Origin of the sequence: Arthrobacter sp. TMP15 (assembly GCF_039529835.1) — a bacterium.
GTDB lineage: Bacteria > Actinomycetota > Actinomycetes > Actinomycetales > Micrococcaceae > Specibacter.
Genome location: NZ_CP154262.1, coordinates 152,033 through 175,977, shown reverse-complemented (window position 1 = coordinate 175,977; position 23,945 = coordinate 152,033). Strand labels below are relative to the sequence as shown.

Below are 23,945 nucleotides of genomic sequence, written 5' to 3'. Positions count from 1 at the left end.
TAGCGCAGCCGTCATGTTCCGCCACACTTCCCAGTTTTTAGTATTGGCAAGGGATCGGTGTGTTAGCTTCAAAGTGAGTAATGAGTGCCAGTGTCAAGCCCTGACTTGCTGGCCGGCAACCCTCTTTCCGGCGGGGTGCCTCAGGTGAATACTCGGCAAATCAAGCTATCAACGGCTTAAGTTTGCAAGCGTGGACGTAACTTGCAGCGTGTATTTAGGAGCTCAGTTTCTAACTACCTGCACAGCTCCCCCTTGCAGCCCTCCGGCCATTTGCAATGAGGAGAAATCATGTCCACTGACCCATCCAGCTTGGCCTACAGGCTCATTACAGGTCCCGATGACCGTTCCTTTTGTGAGCGCATCTCAACGGCCCTGGATGAGGGCTATGTTTTGCACGGGGGTCCTGCGCTCACCTTCGATGGCAGCTCCGTGATCTGCGCCCAAGCGCTCATCCTCCCGCAGGCCGTTGCCACCAGTGACGCCGCAGTGGCCACGGCAATAGACGAGCTGGATACAGAGTTGGCACTTCATGGAGAGGTCATCAAATGAGCTACGCAGGGGATTTGCCGCCGGTAACAGCATGGGAGCATGTGGCGGCCGGCGCTGTTCTGTTGGATGTGCGCACCCGCAGTGAATGGGAGCATATTGGTGTTCCCGATACTTCCGCCCTTAATACCGAGCCGCTTTTTATCCAATGGAACCTTGCCGACGGCAGCCACAACCCCGAATTTTTGGCGCAGCTACAGGCCGCGGTACCCCGTCAGGCACCCCTTGTGGTGCTGTGCCGTTCGGGCGCCCGCTCCATTGCCGCTGCCGAGGCTGCTACGGCCGTCGGCTACACGGCGTACAACGTCTTGGAAGGCTTCGAAGGCGTCCCCGACCCCTACGGCGACAGGGTGATCAACGGCTGGAAGAACCAACAACTACCCTGGCGCTGAACCGCCGTCGCACTTTATGACACGCCACTGAGAGACCACCAGCGAAAGCCAAGGATACATAATTGAGCAACTTTAACCAGCACGCAGCCACCTGGGCAGAGGACACCCAAGCCGTACGGGGCGGCCTTGACCGCAGCAATTTTCAAGAAACCTCCGAAGCCCTCTTTTTAAACTCCGGCTTTGTGTATGAATCGGCGGAAGCCGCAGAAGCCGCTTTCACCGGCGAAACGGAGAGGTTTGTGTACTCCCGGTATGGGAACCCCTCAGTGGCCACCTTTCAGGAACGGCTGCGACTGTTGGAAGGTAAAGAAGCTTGCTTTGCGACGGCGTCGGGAATGTCTGCTGTATTCACCGCCTTGGGTGCATTACTGGCGGCCGGGGACCGCGTGGTTGCCTCACGCTCGCTCTTTGGCTCCTGCTTTGTCATCCTTAACGAACTGCTGCCGCGTTGGGGAGTGGAGACCGTGTTTGTTGACGGACCCGATTTGGATCAGTGGCGAACCGCCCTCTCGGTTCCCACAACAGCTGTGTTCTTTGAATCCCCCTCAAACCCCATGCAAGAAATCATCGATGTAGCGGCTGTGTGCGATCTTGCCCATGCAGCCGGTGCGCAGGTGGTGGCCGATAACGTTTTCGCCACTCCTCTCCTACAACGCTGCGGGGACTTTGGTGCTGACATTATTGTGTACTCGGGCACCAAACATATTGATGGCCAGGGCCGGGTATTGGGTGGCGCCATCTTAGGTACCCAGGAATTCATCCAGGGCCCCGTCAAAAACCTGATGCGCCACACCGGACCGGCATTATCTGCCTTCAACGCCTGGGTGTTGACGAAGGGGCTGGAGACTATGAGTTTGCGCGTTTCACATTCATGCAGGAGCGCGCTGGCATTGGGTGAGTTCTTGGAGTCTGCGCCAGCTGTCAGCCGTGTCCTCTACCCGCACCTGCCATCGCACCCACAGTTTGAACTAGCTAAAAAACAGATGAAAGCCGGCGGAACTGTCCTGACGTTTGAGCTGGCAGAACCTACTGTAGGCACCGCAAAAGATGCGGCCTTTTCGTTTTTGAATGCGTTAAAGATTATCGATATCTCCAACAATCTTGGCGACGCAAAGTCCCTGATTACCCATCCAGCAACAACCACCCACCGCGCCATGGGGCCCGATGCCCGCGCCGCTATCGGACTCAGCGATGGCCTTTTGCGCCTCTCCATTGGCCTGGAGGACGTTGACGATTTGCGCGCCGACGTGGCTCAGGCCCTGGCCGCCATTTGAACGCTTAGGCCCTGGGCCACCACCAGCCGCGCAGAGCGCGGGCTAGTCCTGGAAGTACTCGATCTCAGCACCCACTGTGTTCAGCCGCTCGGCTAGGTCTTCATAGCCGCGTTCAATGACGTATATGTTGCGTAACTCGGAGGTGCCCTTCGCAGCGAGCATAGCCAGTAATATGCAGGCCGCAGGGCGCAGGGCCGGGGGACAGCCGATTTCTGCGGCGCGCCATGCGGTGGGTCCGGTGATGTCAATCCGGTGCGGATCCAGCAAGCGGACACCGGCCCCCAAACGGTTTAACTCCGTCAAATAGATGGCCCGGCCCTCGTAGACCCAGTCATGGATCAAGGTGGTGCCCTCTGCGCAGGAAGCAATGACGGCAAAGAACGGTAGATTATCTATGTTCAGGCCGGGGAAGGGCATGGGGTGGATCTTATCCGGAGCGGCCACCAGGTCAGAGGGCAAAGTGGTGATGTCCACTAAACGTGTTTTGCCGTTGCGAGCCATGTACTCGGCAGATTTCAGGTAGTGGAACCCCATCTGCTCCAGCACCTTCAGTTCGATTTCCATGAATTCGATGGGTACGCGCGTTACCGTCACCTTTGACTTTGTCACGATGCCGGCAGTAATCAGGCTCATGGCCTCGATGGGGTCCTCAGAAGGTGCGTATTCAATATCAATATCAATCCGGGCCTTGCCGGTGATGGTCAACGTGGTGGAGCCAACGCCCTCAACTTGCACTCCCAAACCCTGGAGATAAAAGCATAGATCCTGCACCATATAGTTGGGGCTGGCATTGCGGATGACTGTTTTGCTTTCCCGGTGGGCAGCGGCCATGATGGCATTTTCCGTCACTGTGTCACCCCGCTCGGTTAACACAAAGGTCCTGTCCTCGGTGTCACTGAACGGGGCCTGTACTTGGTAGAACCCGTCGTGCGCATTGACCGTGAGCCCAAACTCTCGAAGTGCCTGCATATGCGGTTCAACCGTGCGCGTGCCAAGGTCGCAGCCTCCGGCGTACGGGATACGGTAAGAGTTTTCTTCATCCAGCAGCGGGCCCAGGAGCATGATGACACTGCGGGTGCGCTTCGCTGCTGCGATGTCCATAGAAGCCAAGTCCAGCGTGGCGGGACGGCGGATTCGCAGGTCGTTGTCCTCCAGCCATGTGCATTCAACGCCGATGGAGGTCAGCAACTCAACAATACGGTTGACTTCTTCAATGCGTGCCAGGCGCCGCAACGTGGTGGTTCCTCGGTTGATTAGACTGGCACAGAGCAGGGCTACACCTGCATTCTTGCTGGTATTAACCTCAACACTGCCAGAGAGTTCACGTCCACCATGAACCCGCAGGTGTGTCACGGCGTTCTTGCTTGCCGCACCAACGTTAAAGAGATTTGCTTCCAGCAGCGTCTCCATTCGCTGGATCATTTTTAGACTCAAGTTCTGCTTGCCTTGTTCCATCCGGGCTACAGCACTTTGGCTAGTTCCCAGCTGGGTGGCCAGTTCCCCTTGGGTCCAGCCTTTTTCGGCTCGCGCATCTCGGAGCAATACGCCAACGGTTTCTGCAGCCATTTGAGTCATTATACTTTTATATCATAGGGTGCATATTTCCAAGGAATCAGATGACCTTTGGGGCCGTTTCGGGACAATTCTGGACGATTTTGGACGATTCATGCCAAATTGTTCATCAAATAACCGTTTCATGCGATAATTTCCATGGCCGGATCAGCCAGCCTCGCAGCATCCCTCCACGTTACCCCCTCTGGAGATTTTTAGCTGAAACGGCAGGCTTGCCCGCGGTGACGCTGCACCGTGTTGACGCTTTAGCCCAGTACCGGATTAGCCCAGTACCGGATTCCATGTTCCCAGAACAAGTGCGGCACCCATCGACAGTGCTGCAATCGCTACTCCGCCGGCGGCCACCACCAGGTCCCTGCGGACGAAGACGGATTCCCGCGCCCAAGTCCGCGGTCCCGCTCCGAAGCCCTTTGCTTCCATGGTGACGGCAAGTCGCGAGGCACGCCGCACAGCCTGCACCAACAAGGCCATGGCCTGGCCCAGCTGTGATTTGATCCCGCGGAAGAAACCGGGCTCTCCGCCGACACCTCGTGCGCGTCTGGCCATGCCGAGTGTTTGCCACTCAGCAACAAGCAGTCCGACCAGGCGCATGGCTGCCAATGCCCCCAGTACAAAGCGGTGCGGAAGGCGCAGCTTCTGCGCCAAGGCGTCGGCCAGATCCGTGGGGTCGGTGGAGAAAAGGACAATGATGCCAGGCAAAGCTACCGCCAAACCACGCAAGGCAATTGCCACACCGGCTTCCAAGGATCCGGAGGTAAAAGTGACTGGGCCGAAGGCGAGCAGCAGTTCCCCGGTTTTGGGCGCCAGCAACGCCGTGCCATACCCGCCCACAACGGCCGCAATGAGAATGGGCCAGCCGCGCAGCAAGAGCAGCCGGGCGCTCACACCGGCCAGCGGCAGCAAAGCACATTCGATCACCAGCGCAACCGTGGCCGAGACCCAGTCCACACTGATCAGCAGCACCACGGTCAGGAACATCCCCGCCCCCAGCTTCGCCAGCGGGTTGATTTGCGCCAGCCAGGCCGCTGAGCGCTGGGTCTGGATAATCTGCGCGCTCATCGCCGCACCGGCTTCGTTAGCTCGTCTTTTGTGGCAGCAGGAGGGGCACTTTCAAACGGCTCAACGCCGGCCCCCAGTACCAGGCGGTCCCCGCCCAGGACGGCACTAAATGCGGCATCATGTGTCACAGACACCACGGCAGTTCCTGCATCAAGTAATTCGCGCAGCAACGATGCCAGCTCCGCCCACGTGTTGGCATCCTGACCAAAAGTGGGCTCATCCAGCACCAGGACTTGCGGACTGGCCGCCAGAACCGTCGCCACGGACAGTCGCCGTTTCTCGCCTCCAGAAAGAGTAAACGGATTCGCCTCCGCTAGATGCTCTAACCGCAGCCGCACCAATAACTCGTCCACGGAATCTCCACCACGGCCCAGTAGTTTCGGGGCAAAAAGCAGCTCGTCCCGGACGCTGCCGGTAACGAACTGGTGCTCTGGTTCCTGAAAAACGGTGCCAATCCTGCTAATCAGTTCCTTGCCCCGCCACTTCACTGGGGATATTCCGGCCCCTCGTGCCAGCTCAGGTAAGGCTGTTAGCTCGCCACCAACAGCCGGCAGCAGTCCCGCCAACGTCAGTGCCAGAGTAGATTTTCCCGAACCGTTGGGTCCTGTCACGCTCAGGGCTTCCCCTGCCCGCACCAGCACGGATGGCACCACAGCGGCCGGCACCACAGGATGTTTGCGTCGACTTTTGGTGCGGGAGACAGCCAAATTGTGCGCTTCAAGGAGAAGTGGGGAGCCGCCGTCGTCCAGGGAATGCTGGAACTGCGGACGCGTGCGCGGCCGAACCGCTGGGATATGCCCAGGTACCCAAATCCCTGCACCGGCCAAGAGCTCCTTACTTTGCGCAAGAACCGTGGCGGGCGGGCCGTCAAAAAGGACGCCGCCAGGTTCACCGAGCCGTGTTGGGGCCAGCACCACGATCCGATCCACAACATCCAACCAGACCGACACCCGGTGCTCCACAACCACTAAGGTTGCCCCGGTTTCAGCCAAACTACGACTAACGGCGTCGCGCACCTCCACAACTCCCGCGGGATCCAAATTGGCTGTGGGCTCATCAAGTAACAACAAACCGGGGCGCATAGCCAGCATTCCGGCCAACCCCAGGCGCTGCTTTTGCCCACCGGAGAGGGCGGAACTGGAATGATCCAACGGTAGATCAAGACCAACAGATTCCAGCGCTGCATTGACCCGGCGCCAGATTTCATCCCGTGGGACTGCCAAGTTTTCCGCTCCAAAGGCAACGTCGTCACCAATACGCGAAAGGACCACCTGCGCATCCGGGTCCTGCTGCATGAGCCCTGCCCGGCCGCGGGATTCCACTGCGGGACGGCCATCTATGAGCAGTTCACCGATCTCATTCGCGTCCTCGTTCTCTCCCAGGACACCAGCCAAGGCGTGCAGCAAAGTGGACTTTCCGGCCCCGGAAGGCCCCAACAGCAGGACCCGCTCACCCGGCTCGATCACCAGATCCAGTCCGTGCACGGCCCGGGCAGCGCGGCCGGAATGCTGCCAACCCCAGCCCTTGGCATTCACTCGCGCCGGTGCTCCGCGGTTCTGCACACCAGCCATGACTAAACCGCTCGCTCTGTGGCAGCGCCCCGGGATGGCAGATTCGCCAGCGCACCCGTGCGGGCTAGTCCGCGCACAGCCAGCCACGGCACCAGTCCGGCAATGAGCGCACCGGAGATCATGGAGAACAGAACGTAGACCAGCTTCCATTCAATTGCCCAGGCGACGTTATAAATAAAGGCTCCATTGACGCCCATGGCCAACCCAGCCAGCACCCCTGCCAATGCTGCTACGGGGAGGTTGAACTTGCGGTAGCGGAACAGTGCAAAGCCCAACTCGGCACCCAGGCCCTGGACCAGTCCGGAGATCAGTACAGTGAATCCAAAGTGTGTGCCCAGCAAACCCTCAACGGCTGCGGCAATGAGTTCGCAATACAAGGCGGCGCCCGGTTTGCGGATCACAAGCCCACCCAGGATGCCAGCGATCAACCAGCCGCCGCCGTACAGGGCCCCGGCGGGTGGAAAGGCAATCGAGAGTGCGCTGATCAACCCGTAGCCGGCGGACCAGAGCCAGAAAATAACACCCACGGCCACGCCCAGCACTGAGAGGACAACAATATCCACTACACGCCACGTGCTCTTTTTGGCTGGTGCAGCGTTGTTAGGTGTGTTTTGATTTTGCCTGGCGTTTTCGCCCGCTAATGACTTGCTCATGTTTCCTCCTTTTCAGGAGGGGCGGTTGCGGCGGTATTTCCGCGCAGCCGAAGAGAACTCGACTTCCTTCGCCGGTACTAGCCGGGGCAGGTTCGAGGGTCTGCGGCGAACCGCACTCTCAGCGTCGATACCCGGGTCGGGTAGACGCTCCCCTGTCGTGTTTGAATTGCGGCTTCATCATACCTCGCTCATGTAGAGAGGGACAATGCGTGAACCACGATGAAGTCACACGGCAGAAGCTCTGCGCATCGTAGTTGTGCGAACACGGATTTGCACAAACATGCAGAGGGCCCCTGTGGAGGGAAGGGAGCGGCTAGGCTAACATTAAGGTTTTGCCCGCCACGGGGCCCGAAAAGACTAAAGGAGTCCTTCATGAACATCGTCTTCAAATTGCTTGGAACCGGAGTGAGCCTGGGTGCCGGGTTTTTGGCCAGCAAACTCGTTGATAAGGCTTGGGAAAAGAGCACGGGCAATAAGCCGCCCAAGGACGGAGCTGATCTAGAGAATAGTCTCCGTTCAGCGCTGACGTTTGCGCTGGTTTCTTCGGTTGTTGCAGCCATAATCCAGACACTGGCCAGCCGGACCACTCAAAAAGCGATAGCACGGTTCAACAAACACCCAGAAGAGGTCTAGGCGCCCGCGGCTCTCACCCCACGACCGCGAGTTGCCACTTGTGGTGTCCAAAACGCAATTGTGGACACCACAAGTGGCAACTCGCGTTAGTTGGGTGAGGCGTCCTCGATCACGGCAGCCACAACCTCATCGAGTTCATCAACGCTGAGCAGTTCCGGACGTCGATGCTTGGTACGGTATCCGGCGCGTCCCACCATGTGCGCTGATACCGGAACGGTAAGAAGTTGAAAGAGCCACGCGACAAGCAGGATCGGCGCCAGCACCCATAAACGCAGTTGCAATCCCATGGCTGCAAGCATCAACAATAAACCTAAAACCTGTGGTTTCGTGGCAGCGTGCATGCGGCTCATCAGATCCGGGAATCTCAAGAGCCCGATGGCCGCTGCCAGACTCATGAGAGCACCAAGGAGCAGGCAGATGGCCGTGAGCACATCTAGAAAAGTGTTCATGCATCCTCCTTTTTATGTCCCACGAATCGAGCCACAGTAACTGACCCTAAGAAGCCGATCACTGTTAGCACCACCAAGAGTGCCAGGTTGTCCATGTGCTTGTTCACAGCCATTTCCGTAGCCAGCGCAGCTCCAAAAATGGCCAGTAGAACATCTGCGGCAATGACCCTATCAAGCAGAGACGGCCCCTTGGCAATACGGTAGATAGTCCCAGCGCCAGCCAATGAGAGCACCACAGCGACGATTATTGCAATAATTTCCAGGACCGTCATTATCCCTCACCTTCACGTTTTTTCGTAGCCGTTGTGGCCTCTCGTCCGTGGGAATGAGCTTCGGCATCGGAGTGATTCGCTAGTGCCCGGACGCGATCCGCGTGCGTAAGCATTAACTCCCCTGCCTTCTCCGATTTCAAGGCCGCGAGTTCAGCTTGGGTCCCCATGACACGGATTAGCCGGGCCTCGATATCCTGAATACCTGCACGGACCTGTTCAACACTTTCCGCCGTTGGTGCGTTCATCGCATGAACATAAAGCGTCGCCGAACCTCTATTCACCTCAACCACCAGTGAACCCGGAATCAGCGACAACACGTGCCCTACTGCCGTCATGAGCAGGTCCGAGGGGCTGCGCAAAGGCACCGCAATGACCGCATTGCGTATGCGTGGGCCCTTCATAACGGCCCAATACAGGACCTGAAAGCTGGCAATGGTGACCTGCTTGAGGAACCACAGCAAGAAAGTCACTGCACGCAGGACATTGAATCGGCCGCTCAATTCAATGGGTGGGAGATAGAACGCTTGGAAAACGACGAGCGATATCAGCGCACCAAAAAGAAGGTTCCCCGCACTGAAATCCTGCCACAGAGCACCCCACACCAGTACTAGCCAGATCAGCAGCGGCAGTTTTTGCACAAGATTCCACTTCGGAGTCTTAGAGAGGTTCATCGCGTTCCCGCCCCTAGACCCAGCACAGCTTCAATATAGGGAGTGCGTTCAAGCATGCCTGTGGCTGCTGTCTGGCACAACTCAAAGAGCGGTCCCGCAAAGACTGTCATGGCCACCCCAAGAACTACCAAGCCCATCGTGGAATACACCATTGCACTGGGCAGGATCGGAATCTCATTGTCTCCGGCAAAACGCCCCTTGGTGGCATCAACATGTTTACTGGTGCGAAGTGCCCGCATACTTGGCGTACCCGAAGCGTCGGGGGCAGTTGCCAGCAGCACTGGATCCGGGTCCTGTGCATCTGCGGTACTACGCCAAAATACACGGTTCCACACTCTGGCCATGACTAGCAGTGTGAGCAAACTGGCCACCACTGCGCCCACCACAAGGGCGTAAGCGAGCGGCGTACCGTCAGCCACACCTGCCTGCAGCAAGCCCAGTTTGCCCAGGAATCCGGAGAACGGCGGGATTCCGGCCAGGTTCATGGCGGGGACAAAGTACAGCACCGCCAGTATGGGAGAGAGCTTCGCCAGACCCCCCAGACGCGCAATCGAGGAGGTCCCGCCACGCCGTTCGATCAGCCCCGTCACCATGAACAGACTGGTTTGGACGGTGATGTGGTGAATGACGTAGAAGATTGTTGCGGCCAAACCCAGCACCGATGAAAGTGCGACGCCGAAGATCATGTACCCGATGTGGCTCACCAGGGTGAAGGAGAGCATGCGCTTGATATCAGTTTGTGCCACGGCCCCAAGGACACCCACGATCATGGTCAGCAGGGCCACAACCAGAAGCGCAGAGTTAAAATCATTCGAGGGGAAGAGTAGTGTTTCGGTTCGGATGATGGCATAGACGCCAACTTTGGTGAGCAGCCCCGCAAATACTGCTGTGACCGGTGCTGGAGCTGTTGGATAGGAGTCCGGGAGCCAAAAGGACAACGGGAAAACGGCTGCCTTGATCCCAAAGGCCACCAGCAACAACACATGCAATAGGTTCTGCGTGCCTTGGTCCAGTTCGCCAAGCTTCACCGCCAGATCAGCCAAGTTCACTGTTCCCGTTGCACCATAAACCATCCCAATGGCAATCAGAAACAGCAATGAGGAAACCACGCTGACAACTACATAGGTGATGCCAGCCCTGATCCGGGAGCCGGTGCCGCCGAACGTCATGAGGACGTAACTGGCAGTCAACAGGATCTCAAAGCCCACATAAAGATTGAATAAATCTCCTGCTAGGAACGCATTGGAAACCCCTGCCACCAGAATCAAATAGGTGGGGTGGAAAACCGAAACGGGTCCACCTTCTTCACCGTCCGCGGCACCCTGACCTGTGGCATAAGCAAGGACCGCCAAACTTACAGCAGAGGAGACAACTAACAGTAATGAAGAGAACTGGTCGGCAACCATCACAATGCCGAAAGGAGGGGACCAGCCACCAAGCTGAACGGCAATGGGTCCGCTTGTCCAAACGCTGGCCAACACCCAGACTTCCAGTGCCAAGGTGGCGCTGATGGTTGTGAGACTGACCCGGCGCTGCGCTCCGGGGCGCCTGATCAGCACGAACGCCAAAGCCGCGCCCAGAAAAGGCAGGACTACGGCCAGTGGCGCAAAACTAGCAACATTCATTCCTGCTCCTTCCCTGGCTTCTTAGGTGCTGACTTCTTCGGGGCCGGCTTCTTAGATGCTGACTTCTTCGGTGCCGGCCTACTGGGTGCTGGCTTCTTCGGATCAATTACCTTGCGATAATGCATGCCAGGGACTGTCTCACGTTTGTTCGCTGGCTGGTTGTTCTCGTGAAAATCGGAGATCTCAATGGCAATCTCGGAGTCCTCCTCGTTGTCATACAGGTCTTGTTTGGCGACCCGGAGATCCTCCGTATCAACTTGAATATCATCTGCGCGGCTCAACAACCATGAGCGGTATATCAGGCTCAACATGAATGCTGTGACCGCAAAAGAAATCACAATCGAGGTCAGGATGAACGCTTGAGGCAAGGGATCATTGAACTCTGTGGGGGAAATATCCTTATCAAAGATCGGTGCCAAACCTGCGTATCCACCAGTTGTTAGCAGGAGCAGGTTTGTGGCATTGGCCAGCAGCATCAGGCCCAGCAGCACACGGGTGAGGCTTCGTTCCAACAATAGGTAAATACCCACGGCAAACAGGACACCCATCACCAGGAGCAGGGTCAGGTTTACACTCATCGACCAACCTCCATTGGTTCGTCGTCTTCAATTAGTTCAAACCCATCCATGCCGTTTTCTTCATGCTGGTCAATTTCTGAACCAAGGCTGCGCAGCACATCAATGACCAAGCCCACCACCACTAAATACACGCCAATGTCGAAGAGAGTGGAGGTCACGAATTTCACGTGTCCAAAAATGGGTAGATCGAAAGCGAAAATGGCACTTTGGAAGATTTCTCCACCAAAGAATAGCGGTACCAGTCCTGTCAGCGCGGCCATGGCCAGTCCGAGGCCCAACAACGTACCAGCTGAAATCCGGGTAGCTTCTTCCAGCTCAAAACGGCCGCCAGCCAAGTAACGGGTGGTGAGCGCAAGCCCGGCTACCAAGCCACCGGCAAAGCCGCCCCCTGTGCCGTTGTGCCCTGCCAAAAGCAGGTAAACGGAAATGATGATAATGCTGTGGAACACCAGCCGCGTAACCACCTCAATAATGATCGAACGCCGCTCCGGGGCTAGTGTGCGGCCGGCTACGAGCCAGGGATTCCCTGACGAAGCCGTGAACTTTTTAGCGACTTGAATGGCTGGGTGGAACCCCGGCTGCGCCAACTTGCCAATGCTGCCCGTCTCCACGGTCTCAGCACGCGGCAACCGCTGGCCACGGCCCCTGACAAAGATCAAGCTCGCCACCCCTGTGGCGGCCATGGCCAGGACAGAGATCTCGCCAAAGGTATCCCAGGCGCGAATATCCACCAGGGTCACATTGACAACGTTGAGTCCACCACCACCTTCATACGCCAGTTTCGGCAAACTCAAGCTGACGGGGTCGTGAATGCGCGCACCCATGGCGACGATGGCTACCACCACCATGGTTGCACCAAAACCAACCCCAATAATCAACCGCACAATACGGTGCGTACCGGTTGCCGTGCGCTCAAGCAGACGCGGCGGCAGAGAACGCATGGCCAAGACAAACGCCACCAAAATTATTGTTTCCACAAGCATCTGGGTTAACGCCAGGTCGGGGGCACCTTGTAACGCGAAGAGCAGTGCGACGCCGTAGCCGGTGACTGACACAAGCAAAACAGCCATGAACCTTTTATTCGCTCTAGCGGCTGCAACGGCGCCAATGACTATCACTGCACCGGCGATCATTTGGAACGGGGATGAAGGATCTATGAAATAAATATTCGTAGTCCACTGCTGTTCGTTCAGGAACAGTACCGCCAACACCGCAGAAATCGCTGTTGATAAAATTACCGCAAGGTAAAAGAACAAGGAACCACGCTGAGTGCGTCCGGTAACCCAAATGGCCACGGCATCCAAGGCCACAACTGATTGGCGGTATCCCCGTTCAAAGTCAATGACGCCTTGGATCCGACGCTGCCAGCTTTCCAGCGTGCCGCGCATCAGGAACAGGCCGATTCCTCCCGCAACCACGATGGCACTGAGTCCCAGCGCCGGGGTGAACCCATGCCACAACAGCAGATGCATACCTGCCGCGTCATATGCGGGAAACTGTGCGCTGTAGGGTGCAATCCAGCGTTCAACCACATGGGGTAGGAAACCGAAAATAAGCGTTAACGCACTTAGTGTGGCTGGGGCGGCAAGGAACAACCAGTCAACTCGCTTAAACGCGGTAGCCATACCCTTGGCCTTGGTACCGAAACCACCCCAGAAGAACCTTGCACTGTAGGCAAATGTCAGCACCGAACCCACCACCATACCTGCCAAAACTAGCCAGCCAACTAAAGGACCAGCAGGGCCGTTAACGGCCGAGGCGATGAACGCCGTAAAGATAGCTTCCTTGGCAACAAACCCAGCCAGAGGCGGCAACCCGGCCATTGATGCCGCACCTATCAGTGCCACAACCCCTAATTTTGGTGCGGACTTAAAAACGCCAGATAGCTGGCGTATATCGCGGGTTCCGCTTTGGTGGTCAATAATGCCGACGACCAGGAATAGGGATGCCTTGAATAGGCCGTGCGCCAGCACCATCGCCATACCTGCCATGGCCGCTTCTTGACCCCCCAACCCGACAACTAGGGTGATAAAACCCAGTTGACTGACGGTTCCGTAGGCCAAAATTAACTTCAGGTCATGCTGCCGAAGTGCACGCCAACCGCCCAGGAGCATGGTGCTTAGACCTAGCACTACAATTATTGTCTGCCAATACTGGGTCTGGGAGAAACCTGGTGCCAGGCGTGCAATGAGGTAAATTCCAGCCTTCACCATTGCGGCAGCATGTAGATACGCGCTGACGGGGGTGGGCGCAGCCATAGCGCCCGGAAGCCAGAAGTGGAAGGGCAGCAGAGCCGATTTTGTCACGGCCCCCACGAGGATCAACGCGATGGCAATATCGATGATTGTGCCAGAACTTCCGACGGCGCTCATCAGCTCCGGTGCTCTGTCCAAAACCCCGGAAATACTGTACGTTCCGGCACTTTCGCCCAGCATGATCAAGCCCACCAGCATGGCCAGCCCACCAAAGGTTGTCACCATCAGCGCCTGCAACGCTGCACGCCTTGCGGCAACGCGTGTCCGGGCATAGCCGATCAGCAGGTAGGAAAGTACTGTGGTTAGTTCCCAAAAAACAAACAACAAGATCAAGTTGTCTGCGGTTACCAGCCCAAACATGACTCCGGCAAAGGCCAGGAGTTGCGCGCCGAACCCGCCCAATCCGGCGTCGTTGGATTTAAAGTACCTGGCACAGTAGGCGAGCACCAGAGCACCAACACCCAGGACCAGCAGAGACAGCAGCCAAGATAGTGGATCCATGTGAAAGGAGAGTTCCAGGCCCAACGCGTGAACCCAGGAGATCTCTAACGAAGGGTTAGCGTGTGTGAGTGAATACACATTTTGGTATTGCGACACGAGCCAGATGAAGCTGATTCCAGGAACCGCAGCAAGAAAATAAAATGCTGCTCTGCCGAATCGAGAAAATAATATGGGCGCGAAAATGGCGACGATGAAGTGCGCGCAAAGGACAAACAACACTGAAGACTCCGCATGTTTCGGGCTGAAGATGAGCGAATCACGGGGGTTAAAGTCGGTTCCCGACCCCTGTAGTCTACCAACTCGCACCCCGGAATTTACCCTCCCGCTGCATGGCCGGCCCCAATTGTGGCACCGCAAAAACTGGCCAGAGGAAGCGGTCCGCCCAAAACGTTCATCCGAGGTTACCTCCTTGATCGTTTTCCCCGGATAACATGTGCCCTATGACTGACTACCCTTCCGTAGCCGCCTCGCCGCCATCGGGCACGAGCAAAACGACCGGTACAACATGGCAAATTGTTGCGTGGTCGTTGTGGGATTGGGGTGGTGCAGCATTCAACGCCGTCATGACCACTTTCATCTTCACAGCTTTGTATCTCACAGGGGATGCTTTCGGAGGTGCTGACCGCGCCTCGGCGCTACTTGGTCTAACCATGTCCATAGGTGGCTTAGCCATCGCGCTACTTGCCCCAGTCTCGGGACAACGCACCGACCATAGCGGACGGCGCAAGATGTGGCTAGGCATCAACACTTTAGTGGTGGCATTGTTGACCGCGGCCTGCTTTTTTGTCCAACCGCAGGAGTCCTATCTACTCCTGGGATGCCTGCTCATCGCGGCTGGGCATGTCTTCTTTGAGATCGCGGGCGTCAATTACAACGCCATGTTGCTGCAAATCTCCACCAAGTCAACGATTGGCAAAGTCAGCGGCTTTGGTTGGGCGGCCGGATATCTTGGCGGCATCGTGGCCTTGCTGATCGTTTATTTCACCTTGATCCAGCCGGATGTCGGGATCTTCGGGATCACCAGCGAGAACGGCATGACCTACCGCGTGGTGGCATTATTCTCCGCCGTGTGGATAATTATTTTCGCCATCCCGGTCATGTTCGCCATCCCCGAAGCGCCGCGCAACCCGAACATGCCCAAAGTGGGCTTCTTTGCGGCCTACCTAGAGTTGTGGCACACAATCGTCAGGCTTTACCGCACCTCCCGTCACACCCTGTTTTTTCTGATTGCCAGCGCTGTTTTCCGCGACGGGCTGGCCGCGATCTTCACTTTTGGTGCCGTCATCGCAGTGGGAACATTTGGATTCAAGACGGCCGATGTGCTCATCTTCGCCATTGCCGGCAATGTTGTGGCTGCTGCGGGAGCCCTATCCGCCGGATTCTTCGATGACAAATTTGGTCCCAAGGCAGTCATTGTGACGTCCCTGTTGGGCCTAATCATCAGTGCCACTTTCTTGTTTTTCCTCCACGGCCAAACAGCATTCTGGGTCTTTGGACTGTTGCTGACCCTGTTCGTGGGCCCAGCCCAATCATCCTCACGGACGTTCATCGCCAGGCTTGCACCGGATGGACAAGAGGGCGAACTCTTCGGCCTCTACGCCACCACAGGGCGGGCCGTATCCTTCATGGCACCGGCACTCTTTACCCTCTTCATCACCCAATTCGGCTCCCAGCGCTGGGGCATCTTAGGGATCCTGGTGGTCCTGGTGCTGGGCCTGGTACTGCTATTACCTGTCAAAAAGCCAGAATTTCACACAGCCGCACGCGTCTAATTATGGTGCGCTCATCCCGCTGAAGTACGACGACGGCGGGCGCCTTCTTAAGGGAAGGGCAGGTTCTGGGTGCGTACTTTAAGCGAACCCCGGTTCACTAGGACTTCGTGTCCACTAGATCTTCGTGCGGTGGAAGTTAAGGAAGGAACGTGACGCTGTTGGGCCGCGCTGACCCTGATAGCGGTTCTGGTGCGGGCCCGTGCCGTACGGGTTCTCGGCGGGTGAGCTCAGCTGGAAGAAACAAAGCTGACCAATCTTCATCCCGGGCCAGAGTTTGATGGGCAGAGTCGCCGCATTGGAAAGTTCCAAGGTGATGTGACCGGAAAACCCCGGATCAATGAAGCCCGCCGTGGAGTGCGTAACAAGACCAAGACGGCCCAGAGAGGATTTTCCTTCTAGGCGCGCGGCGACGTCGTCCGGCAGAGTGACGGTTTCATAGGTGGAGGCTAAGGCGAACTCCCCCGGATGCAGAATGAAAGGTTCCTCCGGCGCAACCTCAATCATCCGAGTCAGCTCGGGCTGCTCCTCCGCCGGATCGATGTGAGCGTAGCGGTGGTTATCGAACAGGCGGAAATACCTGTCAATGCGCACGTCAACACTCGACGGCTGCACCATGGCAGGGTCATAGGGGTCCAAGACAATGCGCTTGGCTGCAATTTCGGCACGTATATCGCGGTCAGAGATCAGCACCTACTAAAAATAGCGCATTTACCCCCAAGAACTACAGCAAGAGTCCTGCGTGGGCCTTGTGCGCGTTCCACAGCTAAAGTAAGAACCATGAATATTGAAGAGACGCCTCTTCCAGGCATTGGTGTGCGCAGAGAACTGCGGCTAGCCACCGGACGGCGCGTTGGTGTTGTAACCCATCGTGACGGCCACACAGAACTGATCCTCTCGCGTGTGGATGACCCGGACGCTTGTGCCGCTTCCATACCGCTCAGCGCCGAGGAAGCCGCAGCGCTGGGAACGCTCTTGGGATCAGCCCAGCTCATTGCTCAACTCAGCGCCGAGCAGGAAAGTGTTTCGGGTGTCAGTACGCACCAAATCATGATTCGCAAGGGCTCCGCATTCGCTGGACGGCCCTTGGGCGATACACAGATGCGCACACGGACAGGGACCTCCATAGTCGCCTTGCTGCGGGACGGTGACGTGGTTGGTTCACCGCGTCCGGACGCAACCCTGCATGTAGGTGACATGGTTGTCATTGTTGGTACCGATGAAGGGCTTGCGGAAGCTGCACTCATCTTGCAGTCACGGTTGTAGTTCGCCGTGGAAGCAACGACCCTCTCCCTCATCCAGCTTGGAATAGTCTTTTTCGGGCTCGGTTTTTTGGGTCGTCTCGCGGGGCGCATTGGGATGTCTCCCGTACCGCTTTACTTGCTTGGAGGCCTGGCTTTCGGTGAAGGTGGCTTCGTTAACTTGGGTGGGATTGACGGCTTCGCCCATATTGCCAGCGAAATTGGTGTCATCCTCCTGCTGCTTATGCTTGGTTTGGAATATACGGCAAAGGAGCTCGTAACAGGCCTGAAACAGTCCTGGTTGGCAGGTTTGGTTGACCTGGTTCTGAACATGCTGCCAGGGGTAGGAGTTGCGTTGATCCTGGGCTGGGGTCCCGTGGGTGCCCTGGTGATGGCCGGTATCACCTACAGTTCTTCCTCCGGCATCATTGCTAAGGTTCTTGGCGATCTTGGCCGGCTCGGAAACCGTGAAACTCCTGTCATTTTGGCTATTTTGGTGATTGAAGACCTCGCCATGGCGGCCTATTTACCTATTTTGACTGCCGTTTTATCGGGCATGTCTTTCATGGGAGGATTCACGGCCGTGGGTATTTCGCTGGCCGTCATCACCTTGGTCCTGCTGGGTGCGCTGCGATACGGGCACATGGTCTCCAGCGTTTTAGACAGCCCCGACCGGGAATCTTTTCTACTAAAGCTGCTCGGTGCGGCACTGCTTGTGGCTGGGGTGGCATCAGCGTTGCAGGTCTCGGCAGCCGTTGGGGCGTTCCTGCTAGGGATCGCAATATCAGGGGGCACCGCAGAGAACGCCACACGGGTCCTTGAGCCCTTGCGTGATCTCTTCGCCGCCATGTTCTTTGTTCTTTTCGGACTGAACACCGATCCGCGCAGCATCCCTCCTGTTCTCGGTGTGGCACTCCTCCTAGCTCTTGTCACAACGATCACCAAGGTGGCCACCGGCTGGTGGGCGGCGCAGCGGCAGGGCATTGGCATCCCCGGCCGTGCCCGTGCCGGTGCCGCTTTGATTGCGCGTGGAGAATTCTCAATCGTCATTGCCGGCTTAGCCGTGGCCTCCGGAGCAGTACCTGGGGAGCTTGCCGCCCTGGCCGCCACATATGTGCTCATCATGGCCGTCAGCGGCCCCATTGCCGCCCGTTATGTGGAGCCACTGGTCCGCGCCCTCCAGGGCAAGAAGCCGGAGCCGGTCTTTTAGTTCACCGACTGTGCCCGTCCGCCGACAATGCTCGGCTGTTGACTGCCCCAGCCCGCCCACGGTGATATCCCGCCCACGGTGCTTTCCCGCCGAAGGCGGAGTGCCACGAGTGAGGTATTTGCGTTGCCAGACGCTAAAAAGTGCGTGTCACTGGTAATAAGCAGGCCCGCAGACCGGCTACAATCAATAGCGGAACATTGAGTCAGCTTGCTGGATCTTTTCCAATGCGGGCGTAGCTCAATGGTAGAGCGCTAGCTTCCCAAGCTCGATACGCGGGTTCGATTCCCGTCGCCCGCTCGTTTCGAAACACCCCGGCCCAATGGGCCGGGGTGTTTCTTTTTGCGCCGCTTCACACACAGCATGAAACGCACATTCTCATGCTGCCAACGTCCTTGTCACAGCCCGGGGAGTGTAAGGTCAGGCCATGGGGTCACTTTGACCCGACCTTAGGGAGCTGACATGGGCGACAAATCACCACGGCAAACTGCATCAAAGAAATCAAGCAAATCCATCAAGGAAAAGCGCGCTGACAAACGGGCCGGCGAATCCACAGCCCCCATCGCGGACAAGCCCACACCCGCAAAGAAGAAATGAGCGCCCAAACAAACGGGCTGCGTCTGGGTGTATTGGGAGCCTCGCGCAAGCCTGATGAACGGCGGGCACCGATCCATCCCGAACATTTCGTCCGGCTGGAACCGGAGATTCTCGCCCAGATGGTGGTCGAAGAGGGTTACGGAGACCGTTTTGGTATGTCCAATGCCGTCTTGGCCACCTTGGTGGGCGCTGTCGCCTCCCGCGAGCAAGTCATTGCGCAGTCTGACGTCATCCTGCTACCGAAGCCACAGGCCTCAGACCTGGCAGATCTCAAGGACGGACAAATCCTCTGGGGTTGGCCGCACTGCGTCCAGGACCGCGCCATAACCCAACTTGCTATCGATAAAAAGTTGACGCTGATCGCCTTTGAAGTCATGAACCACTGGGCCTCAGACGGAGGTTTCGGGCTCCACGTGTTTCACAAGAACAACGAACTCGCCGGTTATTCCTCAGTCATGCATTCCTTGGCGTTAACAGGTTCAACAGGTGACTACGGACGGCGCCTCAGTGCGGTGGTAATTGGTTTCGGTGCCACGGCTCGTGGCGCGGTGACAGCCTTGAAGGCACTGGGCATTTACGATATTCAGGTTTTGACCAGCCGCTACGTTGCAGCAGTTGCAGCACCTATTCACTCGGTTGAAATGGTGCAGTTTGATTTTGCTCCTGAGCCGCCGTACATGGGTTTTGTCATGCTCGATGATGGCGATGTGCCGTTGAGCGACTTCCTGGCTGATGCGGACATAATTGTGAACTGTACTTTGCAGGATCCCAACGCGCCCATGACCTACTTGACGGAAGCGGACCTGGCCGCACTCCGGCCGGGCAGCTTGATTGTTGACGTTTCCTGCGATGAAGGCATGGGGTTCAGCTGGGCCCGCAGCACAACCTTTGCCGATCCCATGTTCACTGTTGGTGACCACATCAATTACTACGCGGTTGACCACAGCCCCAGTTACCTGTGGAACTCGGCTACGTGGGAAATAAGTGAAGCGCTGATGCCGTTCATTGAACCGGTCCTGGCTGGCCGTGAGACGTGGGCCCAAACAGATACCATCCAACGCGCTGTTGAGATTTCCGACGGCGTCATCATCAATCCGGCAATCCTGGAGTTCCAAAAACGCCAAGAAAGTTATCCGCACCTCCCGCTTGACCAGGCTTAATCTCCGAGCTTAGTCTCCGGGGCTGAGTCTCCGGGCTGATCGTGGGCAGCTGGGATGTATTTACCTCTGGGTAAAACAGCCCAGCTGCTGTGCAGCCCAAAGCAGTTGCTCAGCCAGTCTTTGGCACAATAAACACGGGTCGTCGCACGCTACGCAGATTCACCTGCAATGTCAGCTGCCCCTTCTTAGCCAGCACAAGGCCAAACACCAGGGCTGCCATCGCTAGCATCCCGCCGGCCATCAGCATGGCCCACTGCACGCCCAAACGCTCGGCCAGCCAGCCCATCAGTGGGCCTCCCAGCGCCTGGCCCCCTATTAAAACCATGATGTACAGGCTCATGACGCGCCCGCGGATCAGTACGTTCGTAGACATTTGCACCAATTGGTTGGCGCTCGTAAGGAAAAGTAACGAGGCGAGCCCCGCAACTACCATGACTGCCCCAAAGGTGAGCATATTTGGTGCCCGCGAAGCGATGATCAACACCACACCATATGAACCAGCAGCCGCCATGACCCCGCGTAGCCTAAGGGTGGCAATGCGAGTGGAGGCAAGCGCCCCGCAGAGCGCGCCCAGCGCAACGAGGGTATTGAGCAGACCATAGCCTCCGGCACCGACGTCGAACACGTTGTTGGCATAGGCAGCCATCAGCACGGGAAGACTCAGCCCAAACAATGCGAATACGGCCGCCATAGCCGCTGGCCAAACAATGGTCGGCTTACTCACGGCGTACCGAACACCCTCCATCAGCTGACCTTTGGCACGTTTTACCGGCGGCATCCGGATGAGGTCATTGGTGCGGATGAACAGCAGCGAGAGCACCGTGACTGTGCATGCCACCGCATTGGCGGCAAAGGCCCAGCCGCCGCCAACAGCCATGATCAGCACGCCGCTGACGGCCGGGCCGATCATTCCACCCATTTGAAAAATGGAGGAATTCAAGCTGATGGCGTTTCGTAGCTGCTGCGGGCCAACAAGCTCATTGACAAAGACTTGACGTGCGGGCTGGTCGGCAACCACCACCAGGCCCAGAACGAAAGCAATGACGTAAATGTGCCAGACCTCCAGGTGTCCGGACAGCGCCAGGACAGCCAGGATCGCCGCAAGGCCACCAGCCACACCTTGGCTGATCATCAAGATCATCCGCTTTGAATACCTGTCGGCAAGAATTCCACCCAACGGCATAAGGACAAGGGAAGGAATGAACTGCATAAACACGGTAATTCCGACGGCGGTGACCGACCCCGAGAGTTCGAGCACCATCCAGTCCTGCGCCACGCGCTGCATCCACAAGGCGATGACGGCAAGGAGGTTCGCCGAGGCAAAGATTCGGTAGTTGCGGATTTTTAGTGACGAGAAAGTCTGGTTCCACGGCGGACGTGTTCTCACTAGGTTGATTGGTGCGGTCATGGCGGCATCTGGTGAAACTGGAGGGGGCGTCAACGCTTTGGTCCTGGGACTTTGAGGGCGGAAGGGGTTTACCTCTTCAAGCCTAGGCGGTGGGGATCTATAACGAAATAGTATGATGCCTATAAGTACTATTGGAGTTCGTAATTACGCAAGGGAGTCCTACAGTGTCCGACACCCCCATTTTTGATCCCATCCAACTCAAAAGTTTCTTAGTTCTAGCCGAAACGCGTAACTTCACCCGGGCCGCCGAGCGTCTTGGTATTAGCCAACCCACAGTCAGCCAGCATGTTCGCAAACTCGAGCAGGCGGCCGGCCGTGTTCTTGTCACCCGTGACACGCGTGAAGTACGTCTGACCGATAATGGCGATGCAATGGCAGGGTTTGCCAGAACCATTCTGGCCGCCAACAATGTAGCCACACGGTACTTCTCCGGTGCTGCGATGCGCGGTCGGTTACGCTTCGGGACCGCTGATGATCTTGCCATCACGGGCCTGCCCAGAATTCTGCGCGAATTCCGTCAGCTGTACCCACAAATCAACCTCGAGCTGACAGTGAGCCAGAGCGATCAGCTGCACCGCCGCCTGAAAGCCGGGGCACTGGATTTGGTGTTTGTTAAGTGGGTTTCAGGTGCGCAGGAGGGTGAAGTCGTCAAGCAAGATACGTTCGCGTGGGTGGGATTGGAACAAACAGTACTTGAGCCTGGCGCCCCGGTTCCTGTCATTGTTTATCCGGCGCCGAGCCTCAGCCGGAAACTCGCTCTTGATGCTTTGGAAGATGCTGGCCGAACATGGCGGGTCACCTGCACCACTAAACAAATCAGTGGTGTCCTTGCTGCTTTGCGTGCCGGAATCGGTGTTGCTGTCATGCCGACTTCGCTTGTTCCGGAGGACCTGAAAATCATCACGAAGCGCTTTGAGCTCCCGCCTGTGGGCGCTGTGGACTTCACCCTGATCCGAAATCCCCTTGCGAACACTGAGGTTGTGGATGCTTTGACTCAAGCGATCATGGGGCGCAAACTCACACCAGTGGGCAGGCGGTGAGCACCCACCGTGAGGACGGACACATCACGGCCCTGTCCTTACGCGGTAGACTCGAGAGGTTATGATTCGAACAATATTTAAATCCAAGATTCATCGCGCAACCGTCACTCACGCCGATCTGCACTACGTAGGCTCGGTAACGGTGGATTCGGACCTGCTCGACGCCGCCGATATCCTACCCGGGGAGCTTGTCTCAATTGTGGACATCACTAATGGTGCCCGGCTGGAAACCTATACGATTGCCGGTGAACGCGGTTCCGGTGTCATAGGTATCAATGGCGCAGCCGCTCACCTGGTGGATGTTGGCGACCTTGTCATCTTGATGACCTACGCCCAGATGACCACGGCGGAGGCTCTGGACTTTGCCCCATCCGTAGTGCACGTTGATGCGGCGAACGCCATAGTTCATTTGGGCACGGATCCCGCCGAGGCCATCCTGCCGGGCCTGCTGCGCCCCGCCATGGCGCAAAGCCACTAGCCGTTTCTCCTCCCCTGCCCCTCAGTGTTAGCTGCCCCTAAATGTTAGCTGTCATCGAGGGATTCTCCGTCGTTTGGCTCGTCATCCTAGTGGGGTGGTTTGTTGGCAGACGAAATGTACTTGGCGAGAATGCGCCGTTGGTGCTTAGCCGGCTTTCGTTCTTCGTAGCTAGCCCGGCGCTGCTGGTAGAGACTCTTGCCAAAGCAGACCTGGCGAGTGTTTTCGCAGAACCTCTTTTAGTGGCTGCGGTAAGCGCTGTCATCACTGGTGGAGCGTTTCTACTGATCGTGAAGTTCTGGCTCAAACGATCGCTGGCGGAATCTCTTCTTTCTGCCATGTCTTCTTCTACGGCAAATGCGGCCAATCTAGGCATCCCGATCGCCGCCTACGTCCTAGGGGACGCAGCACTCATTGCTCCTGTACTGGTGTTTCAACTGGCCTTCTACACTCCCTTCTATCTGTTGTTGCTTGACAGCCTCACCAGTGGTCGCCGCGCCACACCGGGACGTGTTTTGTTACAGATCATCAGTAACCCGATGATCGTGGGAACAATGGTGGGACTTGTTTTAGCTGCAACTACTTGGCACCTGCCGAACCTCGTTGCCGAACCACTGCACCTGATAGCTGGGGCCGCCATTCCTGCCATCTTGATCGCCTTTGGCATGTCGCTGGGCTCCAGTAAACCCCTATCAGCAGCCGACGGGCGACGAAGCGATATTTTGTTGGCCACCGCTTTCAAGCTCATTCTCCACCCAACGGTTGCGTTTCTTCTGGGACACTTTGCCCTAGGTATGAGCGGGGCAGGACTGTTTGCGGTGGTAGTTGCCGCAGCACTTCCCACCGCCCAAAACGTGTACGTTACTGCCCAGCGCTACCAAGTGAGCGTCACAGTTGCCAAAGACACGGTGCTGGCCACGACGGTTCTGGCCATTCCCGCCATGTTCGCGGTTGCCTTCCTCTTGGGCTGACCTCTTGGGCTGGGGCGCGGTACGCT

General features: G+C 57.3%; 24 protein-coding genes, 1 tRNA gene and 2 riboswitches. Of the genes, 13 read left to right on the top strand and 12 right to left on the bottom strand.

The genetic code is table 11. The features are described from left to right. The first annotated feature begins 76 nt into the window (after nucleotides 1-76). Nucleotides 77-197: riboswitch (SAM riboswitch) on the top strand. Between the two features lie 91 nt (nucleotides 198-288). The 3 genes from AAFM46_RS00770 (at nucleotide 289) to AAFM46_RS00760 (ending at nucleotide 2,212) form a co-directional block, all read left to right on the top strand. Continuing rightward, complete coding sequence (locus AAFM46_RS00770) at nucleotides 289-549, top strand: DUF1737 domain-containing protein (protein WP_343318974.1); 261 nt, start codon at nucleotides 289-291, stop codon at nucleotides 547-549. Further along, nucleotides 546-938, top strand: coding sequence for a rhodanese-like domain-containing protein (locus AAFM46_RS00765; protein WP_283531892.1), 393 nt, complete (start codon nucleotides 546-548; stop codon nucleotides 936-938). The genes AAFM46_RS00770 and AAFM46_RS00765 overlap by 4 nt, the downstream gene beginning before the upstream one ends. A 62-nt stretch (nucleotides 939-1,000) precedes the next feature. Next, nucleotides 1,001-2,212: an O-succinylhomoserine sulfhydrylase gene (locus AAFM46_RS00760; RefSeq protein WP_343318972.1), complete on the top strand. Its 1,212-nt coding sequence runs from the start codon at nucleotides 1,001-1,003 to the stop codon at nucleotides 2,210-2,212. A gap of 42 nt (nucleotides 2,213-2,254) precedes the next feature. Here AAFM46_RS00760 and AAFM46_RS00755 read toward each other — a convergent pair whose 3' ends face one another. From AAFM46_RS00755 to AAFM46_RS00740, 4 genes are all read right to left on the bottom strand, one after another. Then, entirely contained in the window at nucleotides 2,255-3,787 is a 1,533-nt protein-coding gene (locus AAFM46_RS00755) for a UDP-N-acetylglucosamine 1-carboxyvinyltransferase (RefSeq protein ID WP_343318971.1), read from the bottom strand. A 258-nt stretch (nucleotides 3,788-4,045) separates the two neighbouring features. After that, nucleotides 4,046-4,843: an energy-coupling factor transporter transmembrane component T gene (locus AAFM46_RS00750; protein ID WP_343318969.1), complete on the bottom strand. Its 798-nt coding sequence runs from the start codon at nucleotides 4,841-4,843 to the stop codon at nucleotides 4,046-4,048. After that, nucleotides 4,840-6,414 carry an ATP-binding cassette domain-containing protein gene (locus AAFM46_RS00745; protein WP_343318967.1) on the bottom strand — a complete coding sequence of 525 codons (1,575 nt, stop codon included), beginning with the start codon at nucleotides 6,412-6,414 and terminating at the stop codon, nucleotides 4,840-4,842. The genes AAFM46_RS00750 and AAFM46_RS00745 overlap by 4 nt, the downstream gene beginning before the upstream one ends. 2 nt (nucleotides 6,415-6,416) lie before the next feature. Beyond that, a complete protein-coding gene (locus tag AAFM46_RS00740) occupies nucleotides 6,417-7,067 on the bottom strand; it encodes an ECF transporter S component (RefSeq protein ID WP_343318965.1) in 651 nt (216 codons plus the stop codon). A 46-nt stretch (nucleotides 7,068-7,113) separates the two neighbouring features. Then, nucleotides 7,114-7,231: riboswitch (TPP riboswitch) on the bottom strand. A 208-nt stretch (nucleotides 7,232-7,439) separates the two neighbouring features. Here AAFM46_RS00740 and AAFM46_RS00735 point away from each other — a divergent pair. Further along, nucleotides 7,440-7,700: a DUF4235 domain-containing protein gene (locus tag AAFM46_RS00735; RefSeq protein ID WP_343318963.1), complete on the top strand. Its 261-nt coding sequence runs from the start codon at nucleotides 7,440-7,442 to the stop codon at nucleotides 7,698-7,700. An 86-nt stretch (nucleotides 7,701-7,786) separates the two neighbouring features. Here AAFM46_RS00735 and mnhG read toward each other — a convergent pair whose 3' ends face one another. Genes mnhG through AAFM46_RS00705 form a run of 6 tightly spaced genes read right to left on the bottom strand, consistent with a single transcriptional unit; the run spans nucleotide 7,787 to nucleotide 14,270 of the window. Beyond that, nucleotides 7,787-8,149, bottom strand: coding sequence for a monovalent cation/H(+) antiporter subunit G (gene mnhG, locus AAFM46_RS00730; RefSeq protein ID WP_343318961.1), 363 nt, complete (start codon nucleotides 8,147-8,149; stop codon nucleotides 7,787-7,789). Then, nucleotides 8,146-8,421 (bottom strand): monovalent cation/H+ antiporter complex subunit F, encoded by a 276-nt coding sequence (locus AAFM46_RS00725; RefSeq protein WP_283531900.1) that lies wholly within the window; start codon nucleotides 8,419-8,421, stop codon nucleotides 8,146-8,148. The genes mnhG and AAFM46_RS00725 overlap by 4 nt, the downstream gene beginning before the upstream one ends. Continuing rightward, complete coding sequence (locus AAFM46_RS00720; RefSeq protein ID WP_343318959.1) at nucleotides 8,421-9,092, bottom strand: Na+/H+ antiporter subunit E; 672 nt, start codon at nucleotides 9,090-9,092, stop codon at nucleotides 8,421-8,423. The genes AAFM46_RS00725 and AAFM46_RS00720 overlap by 1 nt, the downstream gene beginning before the upstream one ends. Further along, entirely contained in the window at nucleotides 9,089-10,717 is a 1,629-nt protein-coding gene (locus tag AAFM46_RS00715) for a Na+/H+ antiporter subunit D (RefSeq protein WP_343318958.1), read from the bottom strand. The genes AAFM46_RS00720 and AAFM46_RS00715 overlap by 4 nt, the downstream gene beginning before the upstream one ends. Continuing rightward, nucleotides 10,714-11,295 carry a Na(+)/H(+) antiporter subunit C gene (locus AAFM46_RS00710; RefSeq protein ID WP_343318957.1) on the bottom strand — a complete coding sequence of 194 codons (582 nt, stop codon included), beginning with the start codon at nucleotides 11,293-11,295 and terminating at the stop codon, nucleotides 10,714-10,716. Before AAFM46_RS00710 ends, AAFM46_RS00715 begins: the two co-directional genes overlap by 4 nt. Continuing rightward, nucleotides 11,292-14,270, bottom strand: coding sequence for a Na+/H+ antiporter subunit A (locus tag AAFM46_RS00705; RefSeq protein ID WP_343318955.1), 2,979 nt, complete (start codon nucleotides 14,268-14,270; stop codon nucleotides 11,292-11,294). The genes AAFM46_RS00710 and AAFM46_RS00705 overlap by 4 nt, the downstream gene beginning before the upstream one ends. A gap of 221 nt (nucleotides 14,271-14,491) precedes the next feature. Between AAFM46_RS00705 and AAFM46_RS00700 the strand changes: the two genes are divergently transcribed. Then, complete coding sequence (locus AAFM46_RS00700) at nucleotides 14,492-15,823, top strand: MFS transporter (protein WP_343318953.1); 1,332 nt, start codon at nucleotides 14,492-14,494, stop codon at nucleotides 15,821-15,823. A gap of 114 nt (nucleotides 15,824-15,937) precedes the next feature. On the opposite strand, the gene dcd is transcribed toward AAFM46_RS00700, so the two are convergent. Next, complete coding sequence (dcd, locus tag AAFM46_RS00695; protein ID WP_283531905.1) at nucleotides 15,938-16,513, bottom strand: dCTP deaminase; 576 nt, start codon at nucleotides 16,511-16,513, stop codon at nucleotides 15,938-15,940. A gap of 87 nt (nucleotides 16,514-16,600) precedes the next feature. Here dcd and AAFM46_RS00690 point away from each other — a divergent pair, with 87 nt between their 5' ends. The 5 genes from AAFM46_RS00690 (at nucleotide 16,601) to AAFM46_RS00670 (ending at nucleotide 20,025) form a co-directional block, all read left to right on the top strand. After that, complete coding sequence (locus AAFM46_RS00690) at nucleotides 16,601-17,086, top strand: TrkA C-terminal domain-containing protein (protein WP_343318951.1); 486 nt, start codon at nucleotides 16,601-16,603, stop codon at nucleotides 17,084-17,086. A gap of 6 nt (nucleotides 17,087-17,092) precedes the next feature. Beyond that, nucleotides 17,093-18,271 carry a cation:proton antiporter gene (locus tag AAFM46_RS00685; RefSeq protein ID WP_283531907.1) on the top strand — a complete coding sequence of 393 codons (1,179 nt, stop codon included), beginning with the start codon at nucleotides 17,093-17,095 and terminating at the stop codon, nucleotides 18,269-18,271. A gap of 226 nt (nucleotides 18,272-18,497) precedes the next feature. Further along, nucleotides 18,498-18,568: transfer RNA gene (locus tag AAFM46_RS00680), tRNA-Gly, on the top strand. A gap of 162 nt (nucleotides 18,569-18,730) precedes the next feature. Continuing rightward, nucleotides 18,731-18,865, top strand: coding sequence for a hypothetical protein (locus AAFM46_RS00675; protein WP_283531908.1), 135 nt, complete (start codon nucleotides 18,731-18,733; stop codon nucleotides 18,863-18,865). Then, nucleotides 18,862-20,025 (top strand): N(5)-(carboxyethyl)ornithine synthase, encoded by a 1,164-nt coding sequence (locus AAFM46_RS00670; protein ID WP_343318948.1) that lies wholly within the window; start codon nucleotides 18,862-18,864, stop codon nucleotides 20,023-20,025. Before AAFM46_RS00675 ends, AAFM46_RS00670 begins: the two co-directional genes overlap by 4 nt. A gap of 109 nt (nucleotides 20,026-20,134) precedes the next feature. Here AAFM46_RS00670 and AAFM46_RS00665 read toward each other — a convergent pair whose 3' ends face one another. After that, nucleotides 20,135-21,433, bottom strand: a complete 1,299-nt coding sequence (locus AAFM46_RS00665; protein WP_343318946.1) for an MFS transporter — start codon at nucleotides 21,431-21,433, stop codon at nucleotides 20,135-20,137. 179 nt (nucleotides 21,434-21,612) lie between these two features. Here AAFM46_RS00665 and AAFM46_RS00660 point away from each other — a divergent pair, with 179 nt between their 5' ends. The 3 genes from AAFM46_RS00660 to AAFM46_RS00650 all read left to right on the top strand — a co-directional run bounded on the left by AAFM46_RS00660 (nucleotide 21,613) and on the right by AAFM46_RS00650 (nucleotide 23,919). After that, a complete protein-coding gene (locus tag AAFM46_RS00660) occupies nucleotides 21,613-22,473 on the top strand; it encodes a LysR substrate-binding domain-containing protein (RefSeq protein ID WP_283531990.1) in 861 nt (286 codons plus the stop codon). 61 nt (nucleotides 22,474-22,534) lie between these two features. Beyond that, nucleotides 22,535-22,951: an aspartate 1-decarboxylase gene (gene panD, locus AAFM46_RS00655; protein ID WP_283531911.1), complete on the top strand. Its 417-nt coding sequence runs from the start codon at nucleotides 22,535-22,537 to the stop codon at nucleotides 22,949-22,951. 41 nt (nucleotides 22,952-22,992) lie between these two features. Beyond that, nucleotides 22,993-23,919: an AEC family transporter gene (locus AAFM46_RS00650; RefSeq protein WP_343318944.1), complete on the top strand. Its 927-nt coding sequence runs from the start codon at nucleotides 22,993-22,995 to the stop codon at nucleotides 23,917-23,919. Nucleotides 23,920-23,945: the final 26 nt, after the last annotated feature.

What these genes read in the sequence shown, in the direction of transcription:
- AAFM46_RS00770 (WP_343318974.1), top strand. Translation starts at nt 289, where the DNA reads ATGTCCACTGACCCATCCAGCTTGGCCTACAGGCTCATTACAGGTCCC.
- AAFM46_RS00765 (WP_283531892.1), top strand. Translation starts at nt 546, where the DNA reads ATGAGCTACGCAGGGGATTTGCCGCCGGTAACAGCATGGGAGCATGTG.
- AAFM46_RS00755 (WP_343318971.1), bottom strand. Translation starts at nt 3,787, where the DNA reads ATGACTCAAATGGCTGCAGAAACCGTTGGCGTATTGCTCCGAGATGCG.
- AAFM46_RS00750 (WP_343318969.1), bottom strand. Translation starts at nt 4,843, where the DNA reads ATGAGCGCGCAGATTATCCAGACCCAGCGCTCAGCGGCCTGGCTGGCG.
- AAFM46_RS00745 (WP_343318967.1), bottom strand. Translation starts at nt 6,414, where the DNA reads ATGGCTGGTGTGCAGAACCGCGGAGCACCGGCGCGAGTGAATGCCAAG.
- AAFM46_RS00740 (WP_343318965.1), bottom strand. Translation starts at nt 7,067, where the DNA reads ATGAGCAAGTCATTAGCGGGCGAAAACGCCAGGCAAAATCAAAACACA.
- AAFM46_RS00735 (WP_343318963.1), top strand. Translation starts at nt 7,440, where the DNA reads ATGAACATCGTCTTCAAATTGCTTGGAACCGGAGTGAGCCTGGGTGCC.
- mnhG (WP_343318961.1), bottom strand. Translation starts at nt 8,149, where the DNA reads ATGAACACTTTTCTAGATGTGCTCACGGCCATCTGCCTGCTCCTTGGT.
- AAFM46_RS00725 (WP_283531900.1), bottom strand. Translation starts at nt 8,421, where the DNA reads ATGACGGTCCTGGAAATTATTGCAATAATCGTCGCTGTGGTGCTCTCA.
- AAFM46_RS00720 (WP_343318959.1), bottom strand. Translation starts at nt 9,092, where the DNA reads ATGAACCTCTCTAAGACTCCGAAGTGGAATCTTGTGCAAAAACTGCCG.
- AAFM46_RS00715 (WP_343318958.1), bottom strand. Translation starts at nt 10,717, where the DNA reads ATGAATGTTGCTAGTTTTGCGCCACTGGCCGTAGTCCTGCCTTTTCTG.
- AAFM46_RS00710 (WP_343318957.1), bottom strand. Translation starts at nt 11,295, where the DNA reads ATGAGTGTAAACCTGACCCTGCTCCTGGTGATGGGTGTCCTGTTTGCC.
- AAFM46_RS00700 (WP_343318953.1), top strand. Translation starts at nt 14,492, where the DNA reads ATGACTGACTACCCTTCCGTAGCCGCCTCGCCGCCATCGGGCACGAGC.
- AAFM46_RS00690 (WP_343318951.1), top strand. Translation starts at nt 16,601, where the DNA reads ATGAATATTGAAGAGACGCCTCTTCCAGGCATTGGTGTGCGCAGAGAA.
- AAFM46_RS00675 (WP_283531908.1), top strand. Translation starts at nt 18,731, where the DNA reads ATGGGCGACAAATCACCACGGCAAACTGCATCAAAGAAATCAAGCAAA.
- AAFM46_RS00670 (WP_343318948.1), top strand. Translation starts at nt 18,862, where the DNA reads ATGAGCGCCCAAACAAACGGGCTGCGTCTGGGTGTATTGGGAGCCTCG.
- AAFM46_RS00665 (WP_343318946.1), bottom strand. Translation starts at nt 21,433, where the DNA reads ATGACCGCACCAATCAACCTAGTGAGAACACGTCCGCCGTGGAACCAG.
- panD (WP_283531911.1), top strand. Translation starts at nt 22,535, where the DNA reads ATGATTCGAACAATATTTAAATCCAAGATTCATCGCGCAACCGTCACT.
- AAFM46_RS00650 (WP_343318944.1), top strand. Translation starts at nt 22,993, where the DNA reads ATGTTAGCTGTCATCGAGGGATTCTCCGTCGTTTGGCTCGTCATCCTA.